We start from the raw sequence: 25,179 nt of genomic DNA, 5'->3' as shown, positions 1-25,179 counted from the left end.
GCTGCACATATCCAGGAGGATTTACCCGCAAAAAAAAGACACATCTCACAATATGGATGTGTCTTTCTTCAATTTAGGAAAGCTTGGAACGCAAATATGCGTCGATGAAAGAGTCAATGTCTCCGTCCATAACCGCCTGCACGTTCCCCATTTCCGTGTTCGTTCTATGATCCTTCACTAGGGAATACGGATGGAAAACGTATGAACGGATCTGGCTTCCCCAGCCGATTTCTTTTTGTTCGCCGCGAATTTCGTCAAGCTGTGCCTGCTGCTCTTCGATTCTGCGCTGATACAGCTTCGACTTCAGCATTTTCATGGCACGTTCGCGGTTTTTAATTTGGGAGCGCTCCGTTTGGCAAGTGACAATGACGCCTGTCGGCAGGTGGGTGATCCTGACTGCGGAGTCTGTCGTATTAACGTGCTGGCCGCCGGCGCCGCTTGCCCTGTACGTATCGACTTTAATATCTTCCGTGCGGATCTCAATGTCGATTTCTTCGTTAAATTCAGGCATGACATCACAAGACACAAACGACGTGTGCCTGCGCCCTGATGAGTCGAACGGAGAAATTCTGACGAGCCTGTGCACGCCTTTCTCGGCTTTTAAATAGCCGTAGGCATTGTGGCCTTTGATCAGGAGAGTGACAGACTTGATTCCCGCTTCATCCCCTGGGAGGTAATCAAGGGTTTCCACCTTAAATCCGCGGCGCTCTGCCCACCTGGTGTACATTCTCAGAAGCATTGAACCCCAATCCTGTGATTCGGTGCCGCCGGCTCCCGGGTGAAGCTCAAGGATCGCATTGTTTTTATCATACGGCTCGCTTAACAACAGCTGCAGCTCAAATTCGTTAAACTGCTTTGTTAAGCTTTTCAGCTCGCTGACCAGTTCATTTTGCAGGTCTTGGTCAGGATCTTCTTTTAAAAGATCGTGCGTCATTTGTAATTCTTCATGAGATTCGCTCAATTTGTTGTACGTGTTGACATAGTCTTTTAACGCATTCGCTTCATTAATGATCGTCTGCGCTTTCTGCTGATCTCCCCAAAAGTCAGGGTCAGCCATCTGCTCGTCTAGTTCGCTGATTCTTGCTTCCTTTGTTTCGAGGTCAAAGAGACCCCCTGAAGTCCGCTAACCGAGTAGCCATATTTTCAAGTTCCTGTCTGATTTCTGCCAATTCCATTATTCTTTCACCTCATCATATATTTCAGCCGGTTCAAAATAAAAAGAGGCTAAGCACCTCTTTTTATTCTGTTCTTCCGCAGCAGTTTTTATATTTTTTTCCGCTTCCGCAGTAGCAAGGATCATTGCGTCCGATATCCACCGCTTTGCGGACCGGTTTTTTCTTCGCTTGTTTTTCCTCATCGCCTTCTTTCGGCTGATGAGCTGTTGTCTGTCCTTGAATGACCTCTTCGCGCTCAAGGTTGTTTTCGATTTCAGCCTTCATGACGAATTTGGCTACATCATCTTCGATGGCCGCGATCATGTTTTCAAACATTGCAAAGCCTTCCATCTGATACTCGCGGAGCGGGTTTGTCTGAGCGTAAGCGCGCAGATGAATTCCTTGACGCAGCTGATCCATCGCATCGATGTGATCCATCCATTTCGTATCCACTTCGCGGAGAACGATGACTTTCTCAAATTCGCGCATTTGTTCAGAGCCGTAGCGCTCTTCTTTCTCATCGTATTTCGTCTTGATGCGGTCATAAATGAGCTCTGTGATTTCCTCAGGCTCTTTTCCGAAAATATCGCTTTTCTCCACTCCGCCCTCATCAAGGAAATTCGCATTTACAAGCTCGACAAGGCCGTCAAGATTCCACTCTTCAGGCAGATCTTCCTTTGGCGTGTATGAAGCAACAGCCCGCTCAAGTGAAGCTTTAATCATAGTTTCGACGATGGAGCGGAGGTTGTCGGAATCGATGACCTCAAAGCGCTGTTTATAGATGACTTCACGCTGCTGGCGGAGCACGTCATCGTATTGCAGAAGCTGCTTACGGGCATCAAAGTTGTTGCCTTCCACACGCTTCTGTGAAGATTCGACCGCTCTTGAAACCATCTTGCTCTGAATCGGCGTCGAATCGTCCATTCCGAAGCGGTCAAGCATCGCCATCGTCCGTTCTGCGCCGAAGCGTTTCATTAATTCATCTTCCATGGAAAGATAAAATTGGGTGATACCAGGGTCCCCCTGACGGCCTGAACGTCCGCGCAGCTGGTTGTCAATCCGCCGTGATTCATGGCGCTCAGTACCGATGACGGCCAGTCCGCCAAGCTCTTTTACGCCTTCGCCAAGCTTGATGTCCGTACCGCGGCCCGCCATGTTCGTCGCGATGGTGACCGCGCCTTTTTGCCCGGCATCTTCGATAATCTGGGCTTCCCGCTCGTGGTTTTTCGCGTTTAATACTTGATGCGGAATTCCTTTATTTTTAAGCAGCTTTGAGATCAATTCAGATGTTTCCACCGCAACCGTACCGACAAGAACCGGCTGGCCGACCATATAGCGCTGGGCGACATCCTCTGCAACAGCTTTAAATTTCCCTTCCATAGTCCGGTAAATTAAATCCGGGCGGTCATCGCGGGCGATCGGCTTGTTGGTCGGAATCGATACAACCTGCATGTTGTATATATTGCGGAATTCTTCTTCTTCCGTTTTTGCCGTACCCGTCATTCCGGCTAATTTTTCATACATGCGGAAATAGTTCTGGAAGGTGATCGTCGCGAGCGTCATGCTCTCATTTTGGATCTCAAGCCCTTCCTTCGCTTCAATGGCCTGGTGGAGCCCGTCGCTGTAGCGGCGGCCTTTCATCAGACGGCCTGTGAAAGAGTCGACGATAACGACCTGGCCGTCTTCGACGACGTAGTCGACGTCTTTATGCATCGCCGCATGGGCTTTGAGCGCCTGGCCAATATGATGGTTTAAGGCGACATGGCGGACATCAAACAAGTTTTCGATGCCGAATGCCTTTTCGGCTTTTGTCATCCCTTCTTCAGTCAGCTGAACGCCTTTTGTTTTCACATCGTATGTGTAGTCCTGATCCGCTTTTAATGTGCGGACAAACGCATTGGCCTGAACGTACAGCTTTGTGGATTTGGCCGCTTGTCCGGAAATGATGAGCGGCGTTCTTGCTTCATCGATCAAAATCGAGTCGACTTCATCGATGACCGCAAAATGCAGCGGACGCTGAACCATCTGCTCTTTATAAAGCACCATGTTGTCGCGCAAGTAGTCAAAGCCAAGCTCATTATTCGTAGAGTACGTAATATCGGCTGCATAGGCTTCACGCTTCTCGTCTTTTGAAAGGCTGTTCAGGTTTAAGCCGACTGTCAGCCCGAGAAATTCATAGATTTTTCCCATCTCTTCAGCATCGCGGCTCGCCAGGTATTCGTTGACCGTCACGATGTGAACGCCTTTCCCTGACAAGGCATTCAAATAAACGGGCATTGTGGAAGTCAGCGTTTTACCTTCCCCGGTTTTCATTTCGGCGATATTCCCTTCATGAAGGGCAACGCCCCCCATCAGCTGAACCTTAAACGGGAACATGCCTGTCACACGCCGGGAAGCTTCCCTGACAACGGCAAACGCTTCAGTCAAAAGATCGTCAACTGTTTCGCCTTTTTCGAGGCGCTCTTTGAACTCGATTGTCTTTTGTTTCAAAGCTTCGTCTGAAAGCTTCTCTATATCTGCCTTGAGCGCATCAATCTCGTTCGCTTTCTTTTCATAACGGCTGAGCGTGCGTTTTGTCGGATCAAACACTTTATTTAAAATTCCAAGCATAGAATAACGCTCCTCTTTAATTTCCTTGTTTAAGTATGAGTAAACAGTAATTTTTATATATGCAATATCATATCATACCTTTTGTCATTTCCAAACAATTTACCGCGGGGAAACGGAAAAAATCCCCTCTGCGGAAGATCCGGGAGGGGACTTGATATATTTATTCGTTCGGCTCGATCAAACCGTATTTTCCGTCGTTTCTTCGGTATACCACATTGGTCAGATTGGTTTCGGCGTTCGTGAATACAAAGAAGCTGTGTCCAAGCATATTCATTTGTAAAATCGCTTCTTCATTATCCATCGGTTTTAAATTAAAGCGCTTTTGACGGACAACCTGCGGCTGTTCATCCTCAGTGTCATCCTGCACGGCCGTTCCGATGCCGTTCCCTTCGGCAAAAACATACTTCGGAGAACCTTGTTCGCGGAATTTCCGGTTCACTTTTGTTTTATGCTTGCGAATTTGACGTTCCAGTTTGTTCGTTGCGAGATCGATTGCATTGTACATATCTTCGTGGTGAACTTCCGCACGGAGAGAGAGGTCTGTCATTGGAATTGTCACTTCCACCTTAGATTCCTGATCGTTGTAGAATTTCAAGTTGACGTGAACAATCGCATCAACGTTATTTTCAAAATAACGCTCTAGCTTTCCAATTTTTTTCTCGACGTGTTCTCTTAACGCTGGTGTTACCTCAATGTTTTCTCCTCTGACGTTGTACTCCATCAAAAGAACGCCTCCTTTATATTAAGGATATGTAAATACATTTCGTCTTTTCCCTGCTGAATTCCTGCATAAACGTAAAAATTATGTGAAAAATCCGTGAATTTTGACGAAGATTGTCTCCTGTCATTTGAACCCCTTTATTAAATCTTAAATATATTCACATGCGCATAAAAACAGAACGCCATTTTTGCTTTATAAAAAAATATGGCATACACCTGCAGAAGCCGGTCCGGTGTATGCCGTCAATGGATAACGTAAGGTCTCATGCATTGGTGGATCGTTTTCATCCATTCCCGATAAAGCGGTAAAAAATGATGGGTTAAGTCATGCTGAAATTCAGCAGACGGATAATTGTAATAAATCAGACTGTCAAACTCACGGAAGACTCTGTCAAAAAAACGGATCGAAGATTTGGCACAGCTTGTCTCCAAAATCGACAGCAATACAGCGTGCGACGAATCCAACTGAAAAAAAGCATAGATTAAATCGTTAAAAATCCGCTCTCCTTCTGTCTTCGCCAAATCTTGATTCGCTTCTATTAAATAGCAAAACCCCTCTTCAATCGTAAACAAAAGCTGATAATAAGTCGTTAAGAGCATGTAATCATCGGTGCTTGTCAAAGCGATCACCTATTTGCGCTTGTCATAATATGTGCCGTCAATCGTCATGTTGGCGTACGGATTGATATAGGAATGATGCATGGCACGCTTCTGCTTCACCTGAAGCAGCTCCTGTTTGACAGCCTGCTGCAGCCTTTTCAGTTCGGCCATGAGCAATGGCTCCATATCCGTCACCTGCCGCAGCTGCTGTTTTTCTGTCTCAGAAAGAGGCGGCTTGATCTCTTTGATCAAGCCATCGCGTTTTTCAAGAAAATCTTCAATTGCCTGAACCAGCTCATCGCTTTCGGGGACGTCTTTTATTTGAGCGAGCATATGTTTTGTTTCGCTGTACAACAGCTCAATCTTTTCCATTACGCCAGCCCGCCCGATCCGAACCGGCCCTGCCGTTCGATTTGAAGCGCCTGCTTCCAGGCATCGCGTAAATCTTTGACATACCCTTCGACTTCCGTCACGATATCTTTGTCATTGCGAATGTTGGCTTCAACCAGGCGGCGGTGGATATACTCGTACATTGCCCCCATTGATGCGGCCAATTCGACTTTCCGGTCAAGGGTGATATTGAGCTCTTGGATAATCTTTTGAGCTTTGACAAGGTTCGTATTTTTCGTTTCCATATCCTCTTGTTCAATCGCCTGTTTCGCCAGCTTCATAAATTTAAGGCAGCCGTCAAATAGCATAAGCGTCAATTCTCCAGGAGTCGCCGTGTTGATTGAATTTTGCTGATAAGCTGCATACGGGTTGTTTAAAGCCATTCTTGATCCTCCACAATATTATTGTCCAAGCATTTGTAATAAGTATGTCGATTGTTCGTTCGCTTTTTGAATCGCTTTTTCCATCGCCGTGAATTTAGTGTAGTAGCGATTTTCGACTTGTTTCAGGCGGGCGTTCATTGACGAAATGTCAGATTCAACTGTATTCAAGTTTTTCCCGATCGAAAATTGATTGTTTGCCATTGTTGAATTTCCGGCTTTATCTTCAATCTGCTTTTTCGTATTGGTTAAAACAGTTTGGAGACGTCTCATGATACCTTTTTCATTGTAATTTTCCGTGCTGCTCGTTCCCGCCATAAAGAGGTTTGCCACACTGCTAGGGTCTTCTTTAATTTTCGCTTTCAGTTTTTCTTCGTTGATCTCTAAATGACCGCGCTGACTGTAAACGCTTGTAGTCGAAATCCCGAACTGAGTAAGCTGCAGTGACTCTCCGTTCACAGACACATTGGAATAAAAATCAGTCCGCATTTGGTTGGTGGCACCGCTTAAAATCGTGTCACCTCTTAACAATCCGCTTTTCGCTTTTTCTTCCCACAGCTCAATTTGCTTTTCCGTCATATCCGCTTTTTGTTCTTCTGTAAGCGGTGTATAGTCGCGGTATTTCTTTTCCATGAGCTTGCCGTTGGTCATATCGATCAGTTCATTGTACTTTGTAACAAAGTCTTTGATCTTATCATAAATGCCGTCCACATCAGTGGCTACATCAATTGAAACAGGGCTGTTTGTCGTGTTCTTCAGCTGGTACGTCACATTATTAACAGTGAAGTTGTTCGTTGTCTTTTCGAGCTGCATCCCGTTGATGACAACCTCGGCGTTTTCTCCCTCTTGATTAGCCGTCAATTTATTGTCAGCACCAAGCGCAAATCCGAGCTGATCTGTCATAAAGCTCGCTGTCGCAGCATCATCAGCTTGAATGCTGCCACCCGCTCCTGTTGTTTTTGATGATAAAGCGATCGTTTCAACATATTCAGTCCCGTTGTAAATCTTTTCTTTCATAGCGGTTACGCCCAAATTTGATTTGTTAAATTTGGAAACGATGTCATCCAGCGTATCCGTGCTGCTGACACTGATTTCAACCTTTTTCGCAGTCGTTTCTCCAGGAGCTGTCACTTGGAAAGTTAACGTTTGATCGCTCCCGGTATACCCTGAAAGACTAGAGGATTTATAAGTGGAAGCGGTTGCCAGTTTGTTGATTTGAATCGTGCCTGATGCCGCATTCGTGGTACCTGTTGCCGTAACCGCCGACTCGTTAGAGCTTGTCACCTTTTTCGCGCCGTATGTACTAGGACGAAGCATAAGGTTGATTGATTCCTGCAAATCTTTAATTTTTGTATTGATTTCACGATAGCTATCGCGCTGCCACTCCAAAGTCTGTTTCTTTTGCGTGAGCTTATCAAGCGGAACGCGCTCCGTCTTCATTAATTTGCTGACAATATCATCAATATCCATACCTGAAGCTAAACCTGATATTCTGATCGCCATATCATTAACACTCCTGTTCTATGTAGTTTTATCGACAATTAATCCCATAAATTCAGCCATCGCCGCATAGAAATCGAGCCATTGTTTAGGAGGGATCTCGCGGACGACTTCCTCTGTCCGATTGTCCACGACCTTCACATAATACTCTCCCAATTTTTCGTGAAGTACAAACTGAAGATGAACTTGAGACGGCTCCAAAAGATTGTTTGCACCTTCTACAGTTTTTTCAAGCTGGGCAAATGAAAATTCTGCAGCGTCCGTCTGCTGCGGGTGTTCCACAGCTTCAGACTGCTTATTCACCATCTGTGTTTTGTAAGCATCAATTATGGGTTCTAAAGATGACAATCTACCGATCGACAATTTTTACCATCCCCTATGCTATGATCTAAATCTTATATCGGCTAAGGGCGAATGAGATTAAATATCTTTATGGAAAAAAATTATGAGAATGGCCAAAGCGCTTTAAATAAAAAAAGAATCCCTGCAAAGGATTCCTGGTCCAATATAATAAAAGACCTTGGCATAAGCCAAGATCCTTTTAAAATTAACGAAGCAACTGAAGAACGTTTTGCGGCTGTTGGTTCGCTTGAGCAAGCATCGCTTGAGAAGCTTGAGAAAGAATGTTGTTCTTCGTGAACTCGCTCATTTCTTTCGCCATGTCTACGTCACGGATACGAGACTCAGCAGCTGTTAAGTTCTCACCAGAAGCACTCAAGTTGTTGATTGTGTGCTCTAGACGGTTTTGAACCGCACCAAGTTTAGAACGTTGAGCTGATACTTTTGTAATAGCTGAGTCAACAGCTGTTAATACAGGATCAAAAGTTGCTGCTGTTCCATCAAAACCAGTAACATCAACAGTTGCAGCTTCTACACCAAGCGCAGTAGCACTCATACTATCGATCGTAACATTTAATTGTTGGCCGTTATTCGCTCCGATTTGGAAAGTAAACCCTGTCGCTTCAGATCCGTCAAGTAATTTTTTACCGTTGAATTCAGTACGATTTGAAATTCCGTCAACTTCACTAACAAGCGCGTCCATTTCATCTTTGATTGCTGCAAGGTCTTCAGGTTGTTGTGTACCTGTGTTTCCAGCTTGAACTGTAAGCTCACGCATACGTTGAAGGATCGCATGTGTTTCAGTTAATGCACCCTCAGCCGTTTGAATAAGAGAGATACCGTCTTGAGAGTTTTTAGAAGCCATTTCCAGACCTCTGATCTGCCCTCTCATTTTTTCAGAGATCGCAAGACCAGAAGCGTCATCTCCGGCACGGTTGATGCGAAGACCAGAAGAAAGCTTCTCCATGTTCTTTTGGCTTGCACCATTGTTTGAAGACAAACGGTTCAGCGTGTTAAGCGCTGCAATATTGTGGTTAATTCTCATTGTGTATTTCCTCCTTGAAATGTGTTTGATTGCACGTCCATGTGCATATTTTGGAGCATTCAGGCTGTCCTTCCTGCTACATACTTTATATCGGAACTCCCTTTCATTTGTTTATAGCAAAAATAAAAAAATCCTCACTTTTTTTGTGAGGATAATTTCGCAAGCAAATCGTTTGAGATGGAAGCGGCCCGGCTGTTTTCTTCCTGGATCGCCAAATAGATTTCCTTGCGGTGAATTTCGATATGCTTCGGCGCGTCAATGCCGATTTTCACCTGGTCTCCGTCAACGGATATAATTTTCACTTCGATATCGTCTCCGATTTGAATCGCTTCATTGAGCTTGCGGGATAAGACTAGCATGCTTCCCCTCCTATCGGCTGCTTTGTCTGATAAGAAGAGTCATGCAAAATCACTTGTTTGGCAAGCATTGTTTTTCGGTTCACCACAATCGGCGCCATCAAATTGGCCGTTGATTTCTCGAATGGCTCTTCGATCGTTAAAATCGCCATCACTTCAACATCTTCGGCAGATTCGATTTCAAGAAGTTCAACCGTTGTTTCATCAAGATCAAAGCCATAATCTTTGAAAAAGACGAACGGACTGGCGACAATGAATGCCAGCTCTTCAGACTGCACCGATTGAAGGACGACAAACGGCGAATCCTCGGACAGCGGCAGAATGACGAACTTTTTCTCGCCTGTAAATCCGGGCAGGCCGTTTTTAAACACGATCGTCTGATCTTCTTGAATGTGCGTTTCTCCGTGATACTTCGTTTTAATGATCATCATTCACGATCCTTTGCTGAATTACTTTTGTTTTGGGTATTCCACATCTATTTTTACCTCCGGATATTGGAGCATGTCAACCTTCACACTACCCGGCGTATAGTTAACAACCGGTTTATTCGGCGTTGCTTCGATAACAGGCTTACGCGGCGTCGCTTCAATGTTCACTTTAGCCGGTTCATATGCGATCTTCACCCTGTCAAATGACGGCGTAAAATGAACGCCGATTTGAATCGGTTCAGGCTCGCTGATTCGTCTCGCCTGGTCTGCAAGCGGATTGCCTTCGATTTCGATCCGCATCATCTCGTCCCCTTCTTCAGCGGTTCGAGCCATTCCGGCAAGCCAATCCTGATAGCCCTGCTGCGCCCCTTCTTCAATCCTTTTAAAGATATGCTTTCTTTCTAAGTCTTCCCAAGCTTTCGTCTGATCAATCGTGAGCTTCGAAGGGGTAGTTGTCATCTCCAGTTCAGCCGGCGGCTGCTCGATTTTCAATTCGGCGCGCGGCTGTTCCATTTTTAAGTCCGGCGGCGTCGTTGTTAAACCGATGCGGCCGGGGATATTTTGCATGATCAGCCTAGGCATCTCCATTATGATATCCTCCTTTTGCTGAAAAAAAGCAACTCGGCTAGAGTCGCTTTTATCTTAAAAAGTCAACCAGTGTCGGCTGAACGATTTTCGCGTTTACGGCAAGTGCAGCTCTGTGAACCGATTGCTGTGTAATAAATTCAGTAATGATTTCTTCAAGCTCAACATCTTCGTTGTCTGACAAAACTTTTGTCGCCGTCTCTTCCTGCTCGCTCAGCCGTGAATTGATCAATTCGAGCCGGTTGTAGCGCGCTCCGATATCAGACCGCTCATTACTCATCTGATTGGAAAACTGGTCTATATCTGAGAGGACGTTTTCCATTCCTTCCATTGTTCCCGCTTTTAAGGCACTCTCGAGAGACTCAATCATTTCAAACACATTTTGTCCGCTGCCTGACTGCCCGCCGAAAGCCGAAATTGGATTTGAGTTTACATTTAAGGTTGCGTTTGGCGAAACATTGATGTTGACGTCAGAACTGCTTGTATAGTTTTCAAAGTTGTATGTGTAAGTGCCATCGGCGTTTTTTGTGATCGGAGCGACGTCAGAGTTCGTACCGTTAAAGAGGTAGCGGCCGTTGACCTGCGTATTGGCGATCTGAATCAGCTGGTCTTTCAGTTGGCCGATTTCGACTCCGATCGCATTTAGTTCATCCTCGCCGTTTGTACTGTTTTGAGCCTTAACGGTCAGCTCCCTGATTTTCCCCATGATATCAATGCCTTCTGTAATGTTCGTTTCCGTGTTTTCAAGCCATGTAAAAGCTTGGGAGGCATTGCTTTGATATTGTTTAACCTGGGACAATTGCGTATTGTACTTCAGGCTTTTCATTGCGATGACGGGATCATCGGACGCCTTTGAAATCTTTTTTCCTGACGAAATCTGGGATTGAAGCTTATCCAGCTTTCCATAGCTTGAATTGATGTAGCGCAAAGAGTTTTTTGCGATCATCCCTTGGGTTACCCGCATGAATCTCTACCTACCTTCCCACGACACCCATGCCGTTAATAATTTTATCGAGGACTTCGTCCTGCAGCGTTATCATTCTCGCAGCTGCGTTATAAGCATGCTGGAATTGGATCATGTTCGACATTTCTTCGTCTAATGATACGGCGCTTACAGACTGCCTGTTCAACTCAGCAGTGTTTACAAGCGTTTCTGTATTTTTGGCCAGTCTGTTTGTTTCCTGAGCTTTTACACCCATTTCACCGATAATGCCTGCGTAATAGTCTAAAACGGTCGTCGTTTTGTCGCCGATTTGAATTTTCTTGGTGAAGACATTAGCGAGATTTGTCGCGTTGGAGTTGTCGCTCGCTTCACCATTCAGCGATGCGGCGATTTTATCGCCTTTTGAATTGAGAATCTCATCGGCTACTTTGATTTTTCCGGCGGCTCCCTTTGCAGGCTCAGCCTCTCCTCCGGTAAATTCAAAGAAGATGCCTCCCGGTTCTCCCGATGAAGTAAACCCGCTTTGGTGCACGGTATTAAATTCCTTCGCAAAAGCAAGTGCCAGCGTATCCAGGTCTGCAAGCATTTCAGGATATAAACCTTTTTCTGCACCGTTTGACATATATCCGAAGGACTCGATTAAACCGCGCAGCGATCCTTTACTAGTAAACGAATCAATGCCGATGTCCGTCCCGCCGAGGGAAACGCCTGTCACAAGGCCTGTATCGTTGTCGTAATTTACTTTGACAGTTTCAGTCGTGAAGTTTGGTCCGTCAAGAACCTTGCCCAGAGACTGGCCATTTTCGTCCAGGATTTCTATTGATGCAATGCCTTCAGCGGTTGCAAGTGGGTTGCCGCCTGTTTTCGTATAGCTGACTTTGATATTAACCATTGAGGACAGTTCATCAAGGAGCTGATCACGCTTATCGTACAAATCATTCGGGAGATAGCCGTTCGGCTCGACTTTGGCGATTTGCTCGTTCAAGCTGTTCAGCTGTGACAGAAGCGAGTTGATCGTCATCACATTTTGATCAATCTGGTCGCCTAAATTTGATTGAACGGTTGTCAGCGAATTATACAAAGTGTTAAATGTCTCGGCGACCGCCTGCCCTTTTTGTCCGACGACAGAAGCAGCACTCGGTTCGTGGGCGTTGTTCGTCAATTCCTGAATGGAATTCCAGAATGAATTCAGAACTTTGTTTAATCCGGTGTCGTTCAGTTCATTCATAATCCCTTCCATTTGGTTAAAAGCGTCCACTTTTGCATTATAATAGCCGGCCTTTGTATTCTGCGTCCGGTATTGATAGTCCAGAAAGCTGTCTCTAACCCGTTCAACCGAACCGACCTCAACGCCTGTACCCATCTGGCCGGCAAGTCCGACAGAGTCTCTTGATATGGACGGATAAGGGGTTGACGCTTTAAATGTAACACGCTGTCTTGAATATCCTTCGGTATTGGCGTTGGATATATTGTTTGCTGTCACGCTCAGAGCTGATTGCTGCGCGGACAAGCCTCTTTTGGCGATTTCCAGCCCTAAAAAAGTTGGGTTTGTCATCTTTTTCACTCCGTTCTAAGCTTTTGAGTCGAATAAAGAAAGCCGTTTTGCCCCGCCTGTCTGATTTGACTGCTGCTCTTTTCCGTAATTCGAACCGCTTTCTTGCGGAAGGAGCATATCAAATGTAAGCGAGATAAATTGAAGCGACTGAAAAGTCAGCTGCTTGTTTAAATCGTTCACATCTTTTAAACGGATGACGAGCTGTGAGAGCTTGGCATACAGCTGTTCCAGCACCTTTTTCTCGCCGCCCGCAGCTCTGCTGATACATGCGCTGATGGTCGCGTCCGAGCTGCCGATACAGCTTTTAGTTGCTTCAATGCGGGACTGTTCCGTTTGTTCAATGGCCTGCACATATTTTTGTTCTTTCGTCACGATTTCTGAAAGTGCCTTTATTTCGTTCGTCTTCAGCGCCTCCGTTTTTTGTTCCGACAGAGACAGCAGATGTTCATGCAGCACGCATAAGCGCTCCAGCTCTTTTATCACCCGTTTCACTGAACTGACTTCCTCCTTTTATTGCTGTTTATAAAAATTGACCATTTTTTCAGCTATGCCTTTGCCGTCCACTTTGTACGTTCCATTCTCAACGGCTGCTTTCAACTGGGCAATTTTCTCCTGACGCTCCTTCATTAAATCAGGACCTTTTTGCAGCTCCTTTGCTTTCGCAGAAATCTCAACTTTATCTTCCGGCTGTGCTGCAGCCTGCGAAGAAGCTGTTTGTTTTTCAAATGATTTATGATAAGGATTAACAGGTTGTGTTCCATATTGGTTGATCTTCATGGGATTCCTCTCACTTTCCGCCATAGTTATCTATGATCATACTCATTTTATCGTCTGAGCTTCAAGTTAGTTTAGGGAATCAGTCATTTTTAGGCTTAAAGGTATAGTACGTGCCTTTAGAACTATTATTTCTCTCTTTTTCAAGCTGCTCTAGCTGGTCTAATTGACTCATTTGCGATGCTAAATCTTGATCGCATGACAGGCAATAACGCCCTTCCCGAATAAGTGTGCCGCACCTTTCGCACGGATAGCCGAGATTCGGGAAATTGGAAATTTGAATGCGTTTCTGTCTGATAAACTTCAATATTAACTCTTCTTCGACACCTGTTTTTTCTACAATCTGAAACATTGTAGACTGGCGGTTTTCCTGTTTTTTCAGAAATTTATAAACAGTTTCAAACGCACGCTCTTCTTCTTTCAAGCATGAAACGCAAACGGTTTGAAAACTGCTTTTCATAAACAATGCATTACATCTTGGACAATTCGCCAATTGACTCATAAATTTTGACCCCTATCCTTAAATTCTATCTTTTATATCGGCAGGGAAAAAAAATGATTTAGCTTCGAATTAATGTAAATGATGATACAGATTTTGCCTCACCGGATGTCATCAGACAATCAGCGGCATGATGAAGCGTCGCCCCTGTCGTATACAAGTCGTCGATCAATATGATATCCAGATTCTTTACTGATCCCTTTTCGGTTCTAAAAACCGTTTTGGGCTTGATCCGATCTTTTCTGCTTTTTTTGGATTGTTTTTCATTTTCGATTCTGATCAAAGGATGCATAACGGGTCTTTTTAATAAGGAAGCAAGCCGCTCCGCCTGATTGAATCCCCGCTCCGCTTTACGTTCTTCACTGAGTGGTATCGGAACTAAAACAGCAGGAGTGCGGCGGCAATATTGATGGAAAGCATTGATAAATGAGGAAGCAAAAGCGAAGACCAGTTCAGCATCACCTCTGAACTTAAAACGGGCAAGGACTTCTTTCATGAAGGTATTGTAGATATAGACAGAGCGGTTTTGCCTCAAAAGAGAGCGGGTTAACGGATCAGCTTCCCATTTTACGCAGTCACCGCACAGCTCTTCGCTCTCTTGGGGGCGCCCGCACTTAGGGCACACGGTTCCTTCGATCCTGATAAAATTGTCTTTACATGCCCTGCATATTTTCTCTTCTGATCGCAAAAAGAAAAAAGCGCGCCATGAAAGAGAATGTAAAAGAGGTGCTTCACAAATTAAACAATACAGTTCATTCCCTCCCTTTTCGATTGCTTTCGCAAAGCGGGTTGTCATTCACCTTTCTGGCAGCTTCAGCCAAGGTGACGAGCATTGATGTATTTTTTTGTTTGTCAACGAGCTCTGCTTTTATGTAAGCCAGCTTTGACTCATCTGTTACATATTGCGGTTTTACTGCATTTAAAGCCAAGGCGAGCACATCCTCCCTGCACCTGCTGCACATACAGCTCATGTGCAGCTGTTCGATATACTGATCAAACAACTCTTCCAAAACAGCCTCTTTAGCATTGACTAGCATCCGGCACCGCTCCTCATCTTATATTCATAGGTATACTTTACCATGAATATGAGACTAGTCAATCAACATTTCCTTTTTAGACAGTTTATTCATATGTTGAATATGACGTCGTGCCGCATTCATCGCCTTTGTCTTGCCGTGATGAAAGAAACAGACGTCTCCATCTGTGTGCTCGGGATGCCTGCCGGCTCTTCCGGCCATTTGGACAAGGGCGCTTTCCGAAAAAATCGCCGACTCTGCCCCCAATACTCCAACCTGCGCTTTTTTGACGGTTACTCCTCTTTCCAAAATCGTTGTCGTCACGAGCACCTCAAGCTTACTTTCTCTAAACCGGTTCACTTTTTCATTTCTCTTAGGGTCTTCGGCATAAACTCCTTCAGCGAGAAATAGTTCCTTTTTCAGCAGACTGACCACGGTTTTAAGAACAGGGACAGAGGGAACGAACAAAAAAACCGGATGCTGCAGTTCTTTGTGCTTAAAAAGCCATTTTTTGAGGCGAGAAGGAACTTTTTTTCGTTTCAAACCCCTTTCCCAATTTCCGCACCAAATCAATGTAGGTTCAGGCAGCGGGCTGCGGTGGAATCTTGCGGGAATACGGACGGTGTGCAGCTTTCCGCTCTCAGCCCTTTTCTTCATATCCGCAGAAGGCGTGGCGGTTAAATAGATGTGTGCGCTTTGCCGTTTTGCCGATTTTTTAACAGCGTATTGCAGCGTGTTATCAATAGAATACGGAAAAGCATCCACCTCATCTATGATGATCACGTCAAATGCTTCTTTATAGCGGAGCAGCTGGTGGGTAGTTGAAATGACAAGCGGCGAGAGAGTTCCAACGTCTGAGCTCCCTCCGTATAAAGCGGCGATTTCCACCCCTGAAAAGGCTTGGCGGAACCGCGGAGCAAGCTCGAGCACAACGTCTGTTCTCGGAGTGGCGATACATACTCTCAAACCGTTGTTCAGCGCGAATTCGATCCCTTGAAAAAGAAGTTCTGTTTTTCCCGACCCGCAAACCGCCCAGATCAACAGCTCTTCTTTCCTGCGTATAGCATCAATAATAGATTTGGCCGCTTTTTCCTGACCGGCTGAAAGTGCGCCTTTCCACTCCGTGTAAACAGGCGCCCATTCATGTATGCCATGCCCACGCCAAGTCAACAGAGGGGTACACTCGCTTACCCTGCCCATCATGACGCAGGCTCGGCAGTACACGCAGGATTTATTGCACCTATAGCAAGGATATCGAGCGAAACATGAGCGCTCATGCTGGCCGCACCTCAAGCAAACAAAGCCTCTCTTCGTTTTTTTAATGCCTTCCTCCGTTTTTATCAGGCCTTCTTGGATATGCCAATCAATGACAGGTTTCGGAAAAGGAAGTTCGCTTTTCAGAAGGTGGCGCTGCTCCATACACGACCGCAATTCACGGGAATAGGATGCCGGATGTTCGATGTGAATCACCTCCAGTCTGCCATTCAGTATCTATCATCCATGTTTTCTTGTAAAACAGTCAAAATCTAAAAATCTCCCTCAAAAACCGTTGAAAAAGAAAAAATCTCCGTTTTGCAAAACGGAGATTGGCTTTTATACTGTATACCAGGCGATACCCATTGCTCCTTCACCAAGGTGGGTGCCGATCACAGGCCCGAAATAGCTTTTATAAAATTCGACATGTGCGTATTGCTGCGACAATTCTTCGATTATTTGATCGGCTTCTTCTTCACGGTTGGCATGAATCACAACCGCTCTCAGCGGCTTTCCTTTTTCTGCATCTTCGCCAAAAAGCTCAAATAAACGGTTCATCGCTTTTTTTCTCGTCCGGATTTTTTCGTAGGGAACGATCAGCTTGTTCTCAAAATGCAAAATCGGCTTTACTTTTAAAAGGCTTCCGACAAAAGCCTGGGCGCCGCTCAAACGTCCTCCCCTTTGCAAATGCGAAAGATCGTCAACCATAAAATAAGCCCTCATTGAGGTTTTCATATGATCCAAGTGGCGAATGATTTCTTCCGGAGCCGTTCCTTTTTCCGCCATCTCAGCCGCTTCGATCGCATAAAAACCTTGAGCCATGCAGCTGATCTCTGAATCAAACGGATACACTTTAATTCCTTCAAGCATACCGCGTGCTGATACAGCGCTGTTAAATGTTCCGCTGATGCCGCTGGACAGGTGGATGCTGATGACCGCATCATATGTTTCCCCGAGCTTTTCATAGAGAGAAATCAGCTCGCCGTAAGCGGGCTGGGAAGTCGTCGGGAGATTTTCGTGAGCTTTTACTTCTTTGTAATAGTCCTTCCAGCTCATATCGATCTCTTCCCTGTATGAAGTCTCTCCAAAGATCACATTGAGAGGTATCATATAAATATTGTAGCGGTCACGCAGGTCTTTAGGTATATATGCCGTACTGTCTGTTACTACTGCTGTTTTCATGAAATAAACCTTCCTTATGAAAGATACTCTTTTCTATTCTAAAAGAAAAAGCAGCTTTTTTCATTATAAAGTTTGATTTTCTGCTAAAAGAAAAGACCTGCCTTATGGCAAGTCCACCTTTATCTCATTTCTACCCAGCCGTTTTTAATGGCTACAACGACAGCCTGCGTTCTGTCGTTTACATTCATTTTTTGAAGGATGTTGCTGACATGGTTTTTAACCGTTTTTTCACTGATAAATAATGATTCGCCGATTCCTCGGTTGCTTTTTCCGTCCGCCAGCATCTGCAGAACCTCGCATTCCCTTCTTGTAAGAATGTGAAGAGGTCTCCGGATTTCCGGATACACTTCATGCTGAGCGTGAGATGATACACCGCTTGTTGCAAGACGGCGGAATTCATTCACAAGATTATGCGTAACCTTAGGATGCAGGTAAGATCCGCCTTCAGCCACAACTTTCACGGCTTCGATCAGCGTGTCGGCATCCATTTCTTTCAGCAGATAGCCGCGTGCTCCTGTTTTTAATGCATGTGTAACATAGTTTTCGTCGTCATGGATAGATAAAATAATAACCTTTGATTCCGGATACAAGTCGACCAGTTGTTTTGTCGCTTCTACGCCGTTTACATTCGGCATATTAATATCCATGATTACCACATCAGGATGGTAGTGCTCGACAATGCGAGCCGCTTCATCTCCGTCGTCTCCTTCGGCCACTACCTCAAAGGTAGGTTCGAAATCCAAAATCCGTTTGACTCCTTCACGGAATAACTGATGATCGTCAATAATTACAATATTTACTTTAGTCACAAGCTACGCCTCCCCATTCTCATTGTTAAACACACCGCTTTTATGGTCAATATGTCTTTTGTCTCTATTTTACAATTATCTTTACAAAGACAGCGGAACTTTAATCAAAATAAATGTCCCAAGACCTATTTTCGAATCGATTGTCATTGAGCCTTCGAGCAAATCGACTCTTTCTTTCATACCTAGCAGACCGAAAGATTTGTTCTTCTTGCCTTTAACTTCTTTTAAGTCAAAGCCGTTTCCATTGTCTTTGATAATCAGCGTCACAAAATCTTTTGTCACTTCTACTTTAACATGAATTTCAGTTGATTCGGAGTGTTTTAAGGCGTTTGTCACTGCTTCCTGTGCAAGCCGGAAAAGTGCAACCTCAAACCGCGGTGCTATTCTTCTATCTTCGGATTCTCCGATGCATTGGAAATGGATCTTTGCTTTTCCATGATAATCTTCGATCGTGTTCAAGTATTTTCTGAGCGTCGGTATCAATCCTAAATCATCTAAAGCCATCGGCCTTAAATCATAAATGATTCTTCTGACTTCATAAAGAGCATTCCTGACGTTTTGCCGGAGGTTTTTAATTTCTTGAAAGCCTTCTTCTGTTCCTTTGTCTCTGAAGATGCGTTCGATCAGCTCAGATCTCATCATGACGTTGGCCAGCATTTGCGCAGGACCGTCGTGGATTTCTCTCGAGACCCTTTTTCTTTCTTCCTCTTGGGCTTCGATAATCCGCAGTCCGAAATCCTGTTTGGCCTGCGCATCTTCAAGAAGAACGCCGACCTGGCGCAGATCCTGATTTAAATAGTTTAAGACGACGGTAATCTGGCTGACAAGCCCTTCTGAACGCTCGATGATTTCCTGAAGCCCTAAAAGGCGCCGTTCCAGATCATCACGCTTCTCTCTCAGCTGCTTTTCACGCTGCTGGATCATCGTCAGTTCAACCTGCAGTTTGTGGGCTTTTTCATAAGCTTCGCGAATCTCTTCTTCACTGAATTTATGAAAGTTTCTGCTGACCTCAGACAAGCGGTTTCGCGCATGGCGGGCATGCACTTCCAACGTGTCTCCAAGATCGATGACTTCGTTGACCTGCTGTTTAATTTGCTTCAGCTCTTCTACCAAGCCTTCGTATTGCTGACGGGACTGCTCTCCGATTTGAAAGACCTCGTCCTTGCTCCCGTCAACTGTTTTTAACATCTTCATAATGATTGAATCTAAAACTTTGGAGTCCATTTTGGAAACACTCACCCATTTTCCCTCCGTAACAGCATTGTCATTTAGTTTTATCATAAATTTCATTGAACTGAAATTCGTGTCGAATTATAATGAAAGAATGCGTATTCTGGTTTTTTGGTCTTTTTATGGTTACCGATCCATTTCTATTTAATCATAACAAAATACGCGCCAAAATTCTAAGTCTGTTCGATTTTTAGGAGAACAGCCGCATGGCTTGTCAGGAGGTAAGCAGGCATGCTGCAAAGTTATCTCACTGTTGCAGGTGAAGGGACCCATGAAATCGTGATTGAAAAATCCCGGTTTATATGCCACTTGAGCCGCGTCAGTACTGAAGAAGAAGCACAGAACTTTATCAATCACATAAAAAAGCAGCATTGGAATGCGACGCATAATTGCTCGGCTTACGTCATAGGAGAAAATGATCAAATTCAAAAAGCGAATGATGACGGAGAACCGAGCGGGACAGCTGGAGTTCCGATGCTTGAAGTTTTGAAGAAACGCAACCTTAAAGATACGTGCGCCGTTGTGACGAGGTATTTCGGCGGTATTAAACTTGGTGCAGGAGGGCTGATACGGGCTTACGGAAAATCCGTGTCAGAGGGGCTGAACCATGTCGGCGTTGTCGAACGAAAGCTGATGCGGGTGATGCACACGACGGTGAACTATACATGGCTCGGCAAGCTTGAAAACGAGCTTCGCGAGTCCCCTTATCAAATAAAAGACATTCATTATGCCGACGATGTCGAATTTGAAACGTATGTCAAGGAAAGTGAAAAACAGGCATTTACGGAATGGATAACCGAATTAACAAATGGCAAGAGTGAGAATAGAGAAGGCATTCAAGTCTATTTGGAAGAAGCTTTTAACAATTAAAGGAGAATTATTATATGGCTGATCGTATTAAAGTGAAAGTGCGAAAAAAAAAGAATAAAAAGAGAAAGCTGATTAAACGGTTTATAGTCCTTACGCTGCTCGCACTTCTCGTAGTCGGCGGAGTGGGCATATATAAAATTATTAACACGATTTCCGCGGCTGATGACACTTATGATGAGCTTGAGCGCGGAGAGAAGTCAAAGCTCAGGGACGATGTCGTTAATATTCAAAAAAAGCCGTTTTCGATTCTTTTTATGGGTGTTGAAGATTATTCGACAAACGGTGAGCACGGACGGACGGATTCCCTGATTGTCGTGACGCTCGACCCTAAAAAGAAGTCGATGAAAATGCTGAGCATTCCGAGGGACACAAGGGTTCATTTGGCCAGCGACACAACCGGCACAAAAACAAAAATAAATGCGGCCTATGCAAAAGGCGGCAAGGATGAAACGACCGAAACGGTTGAGGACTTCCTCGGAATCCCGATCGACTACTATGCAACAGTCGATTTTGACGGGTTCAAAGATGTCATCGATGAAATCGGCGGAATCGATGTTGACGTCCCGTTTGATTTCAGCGAAAAAAGCGATGTCTCCAAATCGAAAAGAATCTATTTTAAAAAAGGAAACATGCATTTAAATGGAGAGGAAGCTCTTGCCTACGCAAGGATGAGAAAACAGGATAAGCGGGGAGACTTTGGGAGAAACGACAGACAAAAGCAAATCTTAAAAGCCGTTCTTGATCAAATCTCAAAACCGCAAAACCTCGCTAAAATTGATAAAATTGCCCAAAAAGCGAGCAAAAACATTCAGACCAATTTCAAAATCACACAGGCTCTGGCGCTTCAGCAAATCTACAGCGGCTTTGCTGGCGATGATATTGAAACATTAAACATCACAGGGAAGGATCTTACGATCGCTGATGTTTACTACTTTGAGCCTGACCAGCAAAACCTGGTAAACGTGCAAAATGAATTGACTCATCATTTATACCCGGAATCAACCGCTGATTCGAGCGGAACATCGTCTGAATCTTCCGCAACCGCTGACGGGACAGACAGCTCAGCTGAATCGCCTGCTGCTTCTTATTAATGATAAAACCTCTTGAAAACTGATGACAGTTTTCAAGAGGTTTCTTTTTAGTTTTTAAAATTATTCTTTATATTTATTGACTTCAAACACCAAAATATTTTTAAAGACGACATAATCCTTTTTGCTCTCAAATGGTCCTTTATTATTATCATGTTCATCAATTTCATAAAAACCTGGACCCTCGCCGGCATCTCTCTTCTTGTACCAACTCAAAAAAGCATTCACTTCTTTCATTGAAAGCTGATACTCCTTTTGAAGGCCGTTTAACATCGTAATAACAAGAAGAGCGTCTCCTTCTTCTGATTGGTCTGTATCATCTGTCTTCCCCTGGTTGTCGTCATTCGGATTTTTTGAATCTTCTAGTGACAGCATTTCAACAGACCTAAATTTAGAAGAATGCAACGAATTAAGGTTTACACTTTCGCTTCCACCTATAGCATATAAATCCTTTCCAACAGCAACTGTTGCTGCACCTGCCCGTTTATATTGAAGATTTTGAATTTCCTCTACTGTATCACTTTTTGGATCATATACTTGGACTTTAGAAGTAACAGAATTTTTGCCTATAGCTCCGCCTGCAATATAAATTTTGTTTCCAACCACTGCAGCTGATACATATGTGGCCAGACTTTTTAAGTTACTCTTCTTAACCCAATTGTCTGTTTTTGGATCATATTCATAGATAAATCCTGAAATAAGTGAACCACCACTGTTATGCGTTCCCCCACCTATATAATATATTTTTCCGTTGACAGTAGCTGCTGCTGCACCTGAATTATTTCTAGGTTGAGGATATTTTGTTTCCCACTTCTTCGTTGCTGTGTTATACGCAAAATGCGTTGGCATACTTGGCTCTTGTTGAGTAAATAAGTGAATCGTATTATCTATAACAGCCGCTGTAGATAGATAACTTTTTACTGGGGCATCAACCCCACTTTCCCAGGTGTCAGTCTTGTAATTATAAATTTCAACTTTTTCAGTGTTTGCATAATTACTGGTGTTATATGTATTACCACCAATCACATATATTTTATGGTCCACAACTGCCACTGCAGCACCTGCTCTTTTGGTAGGCATATCCGTTTTTTGCGTCCACTCATTTGTTTTAGGATCATAAACATATGTTGTGTTAGTCGCTATATTTTCAGATCCGAATCCTCCAATCACATAAATCTTCCCATCAACAACAGCAGTAGCCGCAGCGCTTCTGACCTCCGGTAAATCAGCTTTACTTACCCAGCTCTTCCCGCTGTTTTCCTCTGCTGACGCACTTCCAAACGGCGACAAAACAGCTGAAAACAGAATTACAAACATAAAGAACAGCTTTTTCACAAAAAACACTCCTTATAATAAAATATTCCACCATTTCCTTTATCGTCTAATCTGGTGGGTATTTAACATTAGCTTGTATTTAAAAGACAAAAAGACCTGATTTCAAAAATGAATGAAATCAGGTCTTTTCTCAATTCCTCTTCACCATCCGCCTGTAAAACTTCGTAAAAGGCTTGTACTGCTCATTTACAAGGCCTGTCACTTCTGCGATGATCTGCATGAACAGGATTAAGCCGAAGATGATGAAGATGGACACCCAGAGCGTCGCGGTTTTTAAAAGAATGGCGCTCAGGCTGAAGACGACGCCAATTAAATAAATGACGATGACGGCTTTCCGATGGGACAGGCCAAAGGCCATCAGCCTGTGGTGAATATGCGATTTGTCGGGCGCCGAAATCGGCTGCTTGTTTAAAATCCGCCTGATGATCGCGAATGTCGTGTCAAATATCGGCACTCCTAATATAATGATCGGAATGACGACGCTGAACAGGGTCACGCTTTTATACAGCCCGAGCAGCGACAGAACCGAAATTACATAACCCAAGAAGAGCGAGCCCGTGTCTCCCATAAAAATTTTCGCCGGATGGAAGTTATAGAACAGAAAGCCGACCGTACTTCCGATGACAACCAGCGACAGAGAGAAGATCAAGATTTTATCGGCAGAAAAAGCCATGACGGCAATCGTCGAAAGGCCGATGACGGATATACCCGCAGCCAGTCCGTCCAATCCGTCGATTAAGTTGATGGCATTTGTGATCCCGACGATCCATAAAATCGTCAGAGGGTATGCGAGCCACCCCAAATCAAAGCGAAGATCCCAAAACGGAATCGATAAAAATTCCATTTTTAAGCCTGTACTGACGATGATGCAGGCTACTAATACTTGAACGATAAATTTAATTCTCGCGCTTAAATTATGTTTGTCATCAACAATGCCTAAAATGACAATCATAAAAGCACCGAGTGTAATTGCTGTTATTCTGTTTTCATAAAGGCCGCCGGCAAACGAACCGGTCAATACTCCTATAAAAATGGCTAAACCGCCCATTCTCGGCATTACTTTATCATGTATCTTTCGTTTATCCGGCTGATCCACGACCCCGGATTTGATTGCTAGACGTTTGACAAGCGGAGTAATAATTAAAACAGTAATGAGAGAGACAAAAAACGCAAGTACAGTGCGTTCATAAGACATAAGGAAGTCTCCTTTTTAAATGAAGTCTGGTCGTATTAAAGATCATACCTTTTCATTATACAATTTCATTATTTATTATAACAAGCTCCAGCCAAAAGAAACATCACGAATTAATATCCCCCGCCGCAAATTATGCATCTTTATTCAAGTTCAATTGATCAAGCATCGTTAAAAATAACTGATGCCAGTCTCTTTCACGTGCGATCTTTCTGCGCAGTTCCACATGGGAGACATCTTCATGCGCAAGCTCCAGCTCTTCACACACCGCTGTAAATTCAGCGGGGTCGTTTCCTGTTAGATGACGGTAAACGTGTTCCTGTTCAACCTTTTTTGTTGAAGGGAGGTTCATACCGGCGACAGGCTTTCCGGCAGCCAAAAATTCAAACAGTTTTAAAGGGAATACCGCATTATTATATGGCGACGGTTTATACGGCATGATCCCGATATCCACTACATTCATATAAGCCGGTACTTCCGACGGCGCAGCGGGACCCGTCCAAATGACATTTTCTTCTTCAAGAAGCGCTTTAAAATCTTCGTCTCCGTTTGTCCCGTCAGGACCGACAAATAAAAACGTCCACTCTTTTTTGGCTCCGGCCGCTTCTTTGAGAAGCTTAAAATCGAGCTTCGGTTTGATTCCGCCGATAAAGCCGAGGACGGTGCCTTTCCTTCCGTTCAATACATCCGCTTTTTGCTTATTATCCGCAAACAAGCTGTATTCCACACCATTTTCGATTGTAAAAACCGGCTTTGTCTCTCCTTGAAGCCGGTCTGCCACGTTTTGGTGCAAATATTCAGAAGTGCAAAAAATCGTATCAGCAGCTTTAATGATTCTGCCTTCAGCTTCAAAAATAACCTTTTGCCTGAATCCTGAGACAAGGCTTTGGCTTCCGCTGATCGGCGCCGCCCACAGGTCACTGCAGTCATAGATGACCTGATCCCACTGATAAAGCGATGACAGCAGCGGAAAACCGGGGAATGTGTACCATAGGCACACCTTTTCCCCCTGAACGTCTTCTTTCAGCCGGTCAAGCAGCGGCTTCAGCTTACTTTTATAAAAAACATCCTTGTAGCGGGCAAACCTGAATATTTTCTTTTTCAAAAAATCTTTGACTGCAAATTGCTTGATTCCGTTGTCAAGCAATGTAAAAGTCTCGCGGGAAGGATTTTCAGACGGGCAGACCCAAATGACTTCCTTCGTCTCCTTGCGGCCGGCTAAAAACTCAGCAAGGCGGTGCCTTCTGTATCTTAGCTGATCCTGCCCCCATTCACCTGTGGCTACTATGACGTGTATGACTTGATCTGCTTTCACTTTCAATCAC

The 25,179-nt window shown here is 44.3% G+C and carries 28 protein-coding genes; 2 read left to right on the top strand and 26 right to left on the bottom strand.

What is annotated here, in order from left to right; genetic code table 11:
- Positions 1-73 precede the first annotated feature (73 nt).
- From prfB to degS, 23 genes are all read right to left on the bottom strand, one after another.
- A protein-coding gene (gene prfB, locus MST20_RS10190; protein ID WP_096748347.1) for a peptide chain release factor 2 occupies positions 74-1,175 on the bottom strand; the annotation gives its coding sequence in 2 pieces (ribosomal slippage) (positions 74-1,102 and positions 1,104-1,175; 1,101 coding nt in all).
- 63 nt (positions 1,176-1,238) lie between these two features.
- A complete protein-coding gene (gene secA, locus MST20_RS10185) occupies positions 1,239-3,764 on the bottom strand; it encodes a preprotein translocase subunit SecA (RefSeq protein WP_243941956.1) in 2,526 nt (841 codons plus the stop codon).
- A 160-nt stretch (positions 3,765-3,924) separates the two neighbouring features.
- Complete coding sequence (hpf, locus tag MST20_RS10180) at positions 3,925-4,485, bottom strand: ribosome hibernation-promoting factor, HPF/YfiA family (RefSeq protein ID WP_243941954.1); 561 nt, start codon at positions 4,483-4,485, stop codon at positions 3,925-3,927.
- Positions 4,486-4,727: 242 nt separating this feature from the next.
- On the bottom strand, positions 4,728-5,105 hold the full coding sequence (locus MST20_RS10175; protein WP_020453101.1) for a DUF8042 domain-containing protein: 378 nt from the start codon (positions 5,103-5,105) through the stop codon (positions 4,728-4,730).
- Between the two features lie 9 nt (positions 5,106-5,114).
- On the bottom strand, positions 5,115-5,456 hold the full coding sequence (gene fliT / locus MST20_RS10170; RefSeq protein WP_243941952.1) for a flagellar protein FliT: 342 nt from the start codon (positions 5,454-5,456) through the stop codon (positions 5,115-5,117).
- Positions 5,456-5,857: a flagellar export chaperone FliS gene (gene fliS, locus MST20_RS10165; protein WP_020453103.1), complete on the bottom strand. Its 402-nt coding sequence runs from the start codon at positions 5,855-5,857 to the stop codon at positions 5,456-5,458. Before fliS ends, fliT begins: the two co-directional genes overlap by 1 nt.
- A gap of 18 nt (positions 5,858-5,875) precedes the next feature.
- The gene (locus MST20_RS10160; protein ID WP_243941950.1) at positions 5,876-7,357 is read right to left on the bottom strand and encodes a flagellar hook-associated protein 2; all 1,482 of its coding nucleotides are present in this window, start codon (positions 7,355-7,357) and stop codon (positions 5,876-5,878) included.
- Between the two features lie 18 nt (positions 7,358-7,375).
- Complete coding sequence (flaG, locus tag MST20_RS10155) at positions 7,376-7,717, bottom strand: flagellar protein FlaG (RefSeq protein ID WP_243941948.1); 342 nt, start codon at positions 7,715-7,717, stop codon at positions 7,376-7,378.
- Positions 7,718-7,901: 184 nt separating this feature from the next.
- A complete protein-coding gene (hag, locus tag MST20_RS10150) occupies positions 7,902-8,738 on the bottom strand; it encodes a flagellin Hag (RefSeq protein WP_243941946.1) in 837 nt (278 codons plus the stop codon).
- Positions 8,739-8,872: 134 nt separating this feature from the next.
- Positions 8,873-9,097, bottom strand: a complete 225-nt coding sequence (gene csrA, locus MST20_RS10145) for a carbon storage regulator CsrA (RefSeq protein WP_003185697.1) — start codon at positions 9,095-9,097, stop codon at positions 8,873-8,875.
- Positions 9,091-9,522, bottom strand: a complete 432-nt coding sequence (fliW, locus tag MST20_RS10140; protein ID WP_243941944.1) for a flagellar assembly protein FliW — start codon at positions 9,520-9,522, stop codon at positions 9,091-9,093. Before fliW ends, csrA begins: the two co-directional genes overlap by 7 nt.
- 21 nt (positions 9,523-9,543) lie before the next feature.
- The gene (locus MST20_RS10135; protein ID WP_243941942.1) at positions 9,544-10,110 is read right to left on the bottom strand and encodes a DUF6470 family protein; all 567 of its coding nucleotides are present in this window, start codon (positions 10,108-10,110) and stop codon (positions 9,544-9,546) included.
- 49 nt (positions 10,111-10,159) lie between these two features.
- Positions 10,160-11,071 (bottom strand): flagellar hook-associated protein FlgL, encoded by a 912-nt coding sequence (gene flgL, locus MST20_RS10130; RefSeq protein ID WP_165428217.1) that lies wholly within the window; start codon positions 11,069-11,071, stop codon positions 10,160-10,162.
- Between the two features lie 10 nt (positions 11,072-11,081).
- Positions 11,082-12,605, bottom strand: a complete 1,524-nt coding sequence (gene flgK / locus MST20_RS10125) for a flagellar hook-associated protein FlgK (protein WP_243941940.1) — start codon at positions 12,603-12,605, stop codon at positions 11,082-11,084.
- Positions 12,606-12,620: 15 nt separating this feature from the next.
- On the bottom strand, positions 12,621-13,097 hold the full coding sequence (locus MST20_RS10120) for a flagellar protein FlgN (RefSeq protein ID WP_243941938.1): 477 nt from the start codon (positions 13,095-13,097) through the stop codon (positions 12,621-12,623).
- A gap of 18 nt (positions 13,098-13,115) precedes the next feature.
- Positions 13,116-13,382 carry a flagellar biosynthesis anti-sigma factor FlgM gene (gene flgM / locus MST20_RS10115; protein WP_020453113.1) on the bottom strand — a complete coding sequence of 89 codons (267 nt, stop codon included), beginning with the start codon at positions 13,380-13,382 and terminating at the stop codon, positions 13,116-13,118.
- Between the two features lie 79 nt (positions 13,383-13,461).
- Positions 13,462-13,881, bottom strand: coding sequence for a TIGR03826 family flagellar region protein (locus tag MST20_RS10110; RefSeq protein WP_243941936.1), 420 nt, complete (start codon positions 13,879-13,881; stop codon positions 13,462-13,464).
- A gap of 58 nt (positions 13,882-13,939) precedes the next feature.
- Positions 13,940-14,674, bottom strand: coding sequence for a double zinc ribbon domain-containing protein (locus MST20_RS10105; RefSeq protein ID WP_243941934.1), 735 nt, complete (start codon positions 14,672-14,674; stop codon positions 13,940-13,942).
- Positions 14,631-14,915: a late competence protein ComFB gene (gene comFB / locus MST20_RS10100; RefSeq protein ID WP_243941932.1), complete on the bottom strand. Its 285-nt coding sequence runs from the start codon at positions 14,913-14,915 to the stop codon at positions 14,631-14,633. Before comFB ends, MST20_RS10105 begins: the two co-directional genes overlap by 44 nt.
- A 54-nt stretch (positions 14,916-14,969) precedes the next feature.
- Positions 14,970-16,364, bottom strand: coding sequence for an ATP-dependent helicase ComFA (locus MST20_RS10095; protein ID WP_347880862.1), 1,395 nt, complete (start codon positions 16,362-16,364; stop codon positions 14,970-14,972).
- Between the two features lie 123 nt (positions 16,365-16,487).
- Positions 16,488-17,330 carry a DegV family protein gene (locus MST20_RS10090; RefSeq protein WP_243941930.1) on the bottom strand — a complete coding sequence of 281 codons (843 nt, stop codon included), beginning with the start codon at positions 17,328-17,330 and terminating at the stop codon, positions 16,488-16,490.
- Positions 17,331-17,449: 119 nt separating this feature from the next.
- Positions 17,450-18,139, bottom strand: coding sequence for a two-component system response regulator DegU (degU, locus tag MST20_RS10085; RefSeq protein ID WP_003185730.1), 690 nt, complete (start codon positions 18,137-18,139; stop codon positions 17,450-17,452).
- A gap of 81 nt (positions 18,140-18,220) precedes the next feature.
- On the bottom strand, positions 18,221-19,378 hold the full coding sequence (gene degS / locus MST20_RS10080; protein WP_165428224.1) for a two-component sensor histidine kinase DegS: 1,158 nt from the start codon (positions 19,376-19,378) through the stop codon (positions 18,221-18,223).
- A 222-nt stretch (positions 19,379-19,600) separates the two neighbouring features.
- Between degS and MST20_RS10075 the strand changes: the two genes are divergently transcribed.
- A complete protein-coding gene (locus MST20_RS10075; RefSeq protein WP_023856394.1) occupies positions 19,601-20,239 on the top strand; it encodes a YigZ family protein in 639 nt (212 codons plus the stop codon).
- A gap of 14 nt (positions 20,240-20,253) precedes the next feature.
- Positions 20,254-21,330 carry an LCP family protein gene (locus MST20_RS10070; protein WP_243941928.1) on the top strand — a complete coding sequence of 359 codons (1,077 nt, stop codon included), beginning with the start codon at positions 20,254-20,256 and terminating at the stop codon, positions 21,328-21,330.
- A 60-nt stretch (positions 21,331-21,390) separates the two neighbouring features.
- Here the strand turns inward: MST20_RS10070 and MST20_RS10065 are convergent, their stop codons facing one another.
- From MST20_RS10065 to tuaH, 3 genes are all read right to left on the bottom strand, one after another.
- Entirely contained in the window at positions 21,391-22,662 is a 1,272-nt protein-coding gene (locus tag MST20_RS10065; protein ID WP_243941926.1) for a Kelch repeat-containing protein, read from the bottom strand.
- A gap of 130 nt (positions 22,663-22,792) precedes the next feature.
- Positions 22,793-23,857, bottom strand: coding sequence for a glycosyltransferase family 4 protein (locus MST20_RS10060; protein ID WP_165428226.1), 1,065 nt, complete (start codon positions 23,855-23,857; stop codon positions 22,793-22,795).
- 130 nt (positions 23,858-23,987) lie between these two features.
- Entirely contained in the window at positions 23,988-25,175 is a 1,188-nt protein-coding gene (gene tuaH, locus MST20_RS10055; RefSeq protein WP_243941924.1) for a teichuronic acid biosynthesis protein TuaH, read from the bottom strand.
- Between the last annotated feature and the right edge of the window lie 4 nt (positions 25,176-25,179).

This window comes from Bacillus sp. B19-2 (assembly GCF_022832475.1).
In the GTDB taxonomy this organism is placed as follows: Bacteria; Bacillota; Bacilli; order Bacillales; family Bacillaceae; genus Bacillus; species Bacillus paralicheniformis.
Note: the sequence above shows the minus strand (reverse complement) of the source record. Positions and strands in the feature narration are given on the sequence as shown.

Bases quoted from the DNA above. Each gene is read 5' to 3' on its own strand.
- MST20_RS10105 (WP_243941934.1), bottom strand. From the start codon at position 14,674: ATGACAACCCGCTTTGCGAAAGCAATCGAAAAGGGAGGGAATGAACTG.
- flgL (WP_165428217.1), bottom strand. From the start codon at position 11,071: ATGCGGGTAACCCAAGGGATGATCGCAAAAAACTCTTTGCGCTACATC.
- MST20_RS10070 (WP_243941928.1), top strand. From the start codon at position 20,254: ATGGCTGATCGTATTAAAGTGAAAGTGCGAAAAAAAAAGAATAAAAAG.
- comFB (WP_243941932.1), bottom strand. From the start codon at position 14,915: ATGCTAGTCAATGCTAAAGAGGCTGTTTTGGAAGAGTTGTTTGATCAG.
- MST20_RS10135 (WP_243941942.1), bottom strand. From the start codon at position 10,110: ATGGAGATGCCTAGGCTGATCATGCAAAATATCCCCGGCCGCATCGGT.
- flgK (WP_243941940.1), bottom strand. From the start codon at position 12,605: ATGACAAACCCAACTTTTTTAGGGCTGGAAATCGCCAAAAGAGGCTTG.
- fliT (WP_243941952.1), bottom strand. From the start codon at position 5,456: ATGGAAAAGATTGAGCTGTTGTACAGCGAAACAAAACATATGCTCGCT.
- csrA (WP_003185697.1), bottom strand. From the start codon at position 9,097: ATGCTAGTCTTATCCCGCAAGCTCAATGAAGCGATTCAAATCGGAGAC.
- MST20_RS10110 (WP_243941936.1), bottom strand. From the start codon at position 13,881: ATGAGTCAATTGGCGAATTGTCCAAGATGTAATGCATTGTTTATGAAA.
- MST20_RS10090 (WP_243941930.1), bottom strand. From the start codon at position 17,330: ATGAAAACAGCAGTAGTAACAGACAGTACGGCATATATACCTAAAGAC.
- hpf (WP_243941954.1), bottom strand. From the start codon at position 4,485: ATGGAGTACAACGTCAGAGGAGAAAACATTGAGGTAACACCAGCGTTA.
- MST20_RS10075 (WP_023856394.1), top strand. From the start codon at position 19,601: ATGCTGCAAAGTTATCTCACTGTTGCAGGTGAAGGGACCCATGAAATC.
- fliS (WP_020453103.1), bottom strand. From the start codon at position 5,857: ATGGCTTTAAACAACCCGTATGCAGCTTATCAGCAAAATTCAATCAAC.
- secA (WP_243941956.1), bottom strand. From the start codon at position 3,764: ATGCTTGGAATTTTAAATAAAGTGTTTGATCCGACAAAACGCACGCTC.
- MST20_RS10060 (WP_165428226.1), bottom strand. From the start codon at position 23,857: ATGTCTTATGAACGCACTGTACTTGCGTTTTTTGTCTCTCTCATTACT.
- MST20_RS10160 (WP_243941950.1), bottom strand. From the start codon at position 7,357: ATGGCGATCAGAATATCAGGTTTAGCTTCAGGTATGGATATTGATGAT.
- flgM (WP_020453113.1), bottom strand. From the start codon at position 13,382: ATGAAGATCAACCAATATGGAACACAACCTGTTAATCCTTATCATAAA.
- fliW (WP_243941944.1), bottom strand. From the start codon at position 9,522: ATGATCATTAAAACGAAGTATCACGGAGAAACGCACATTCAAGAAGAT.
- hag (WP_243941946.1), bottom strand. From the start codon at position 8,738: ATGAGAATTAACCACAATATTGCAGCGCTTAACACGCTGAACCGTTTG.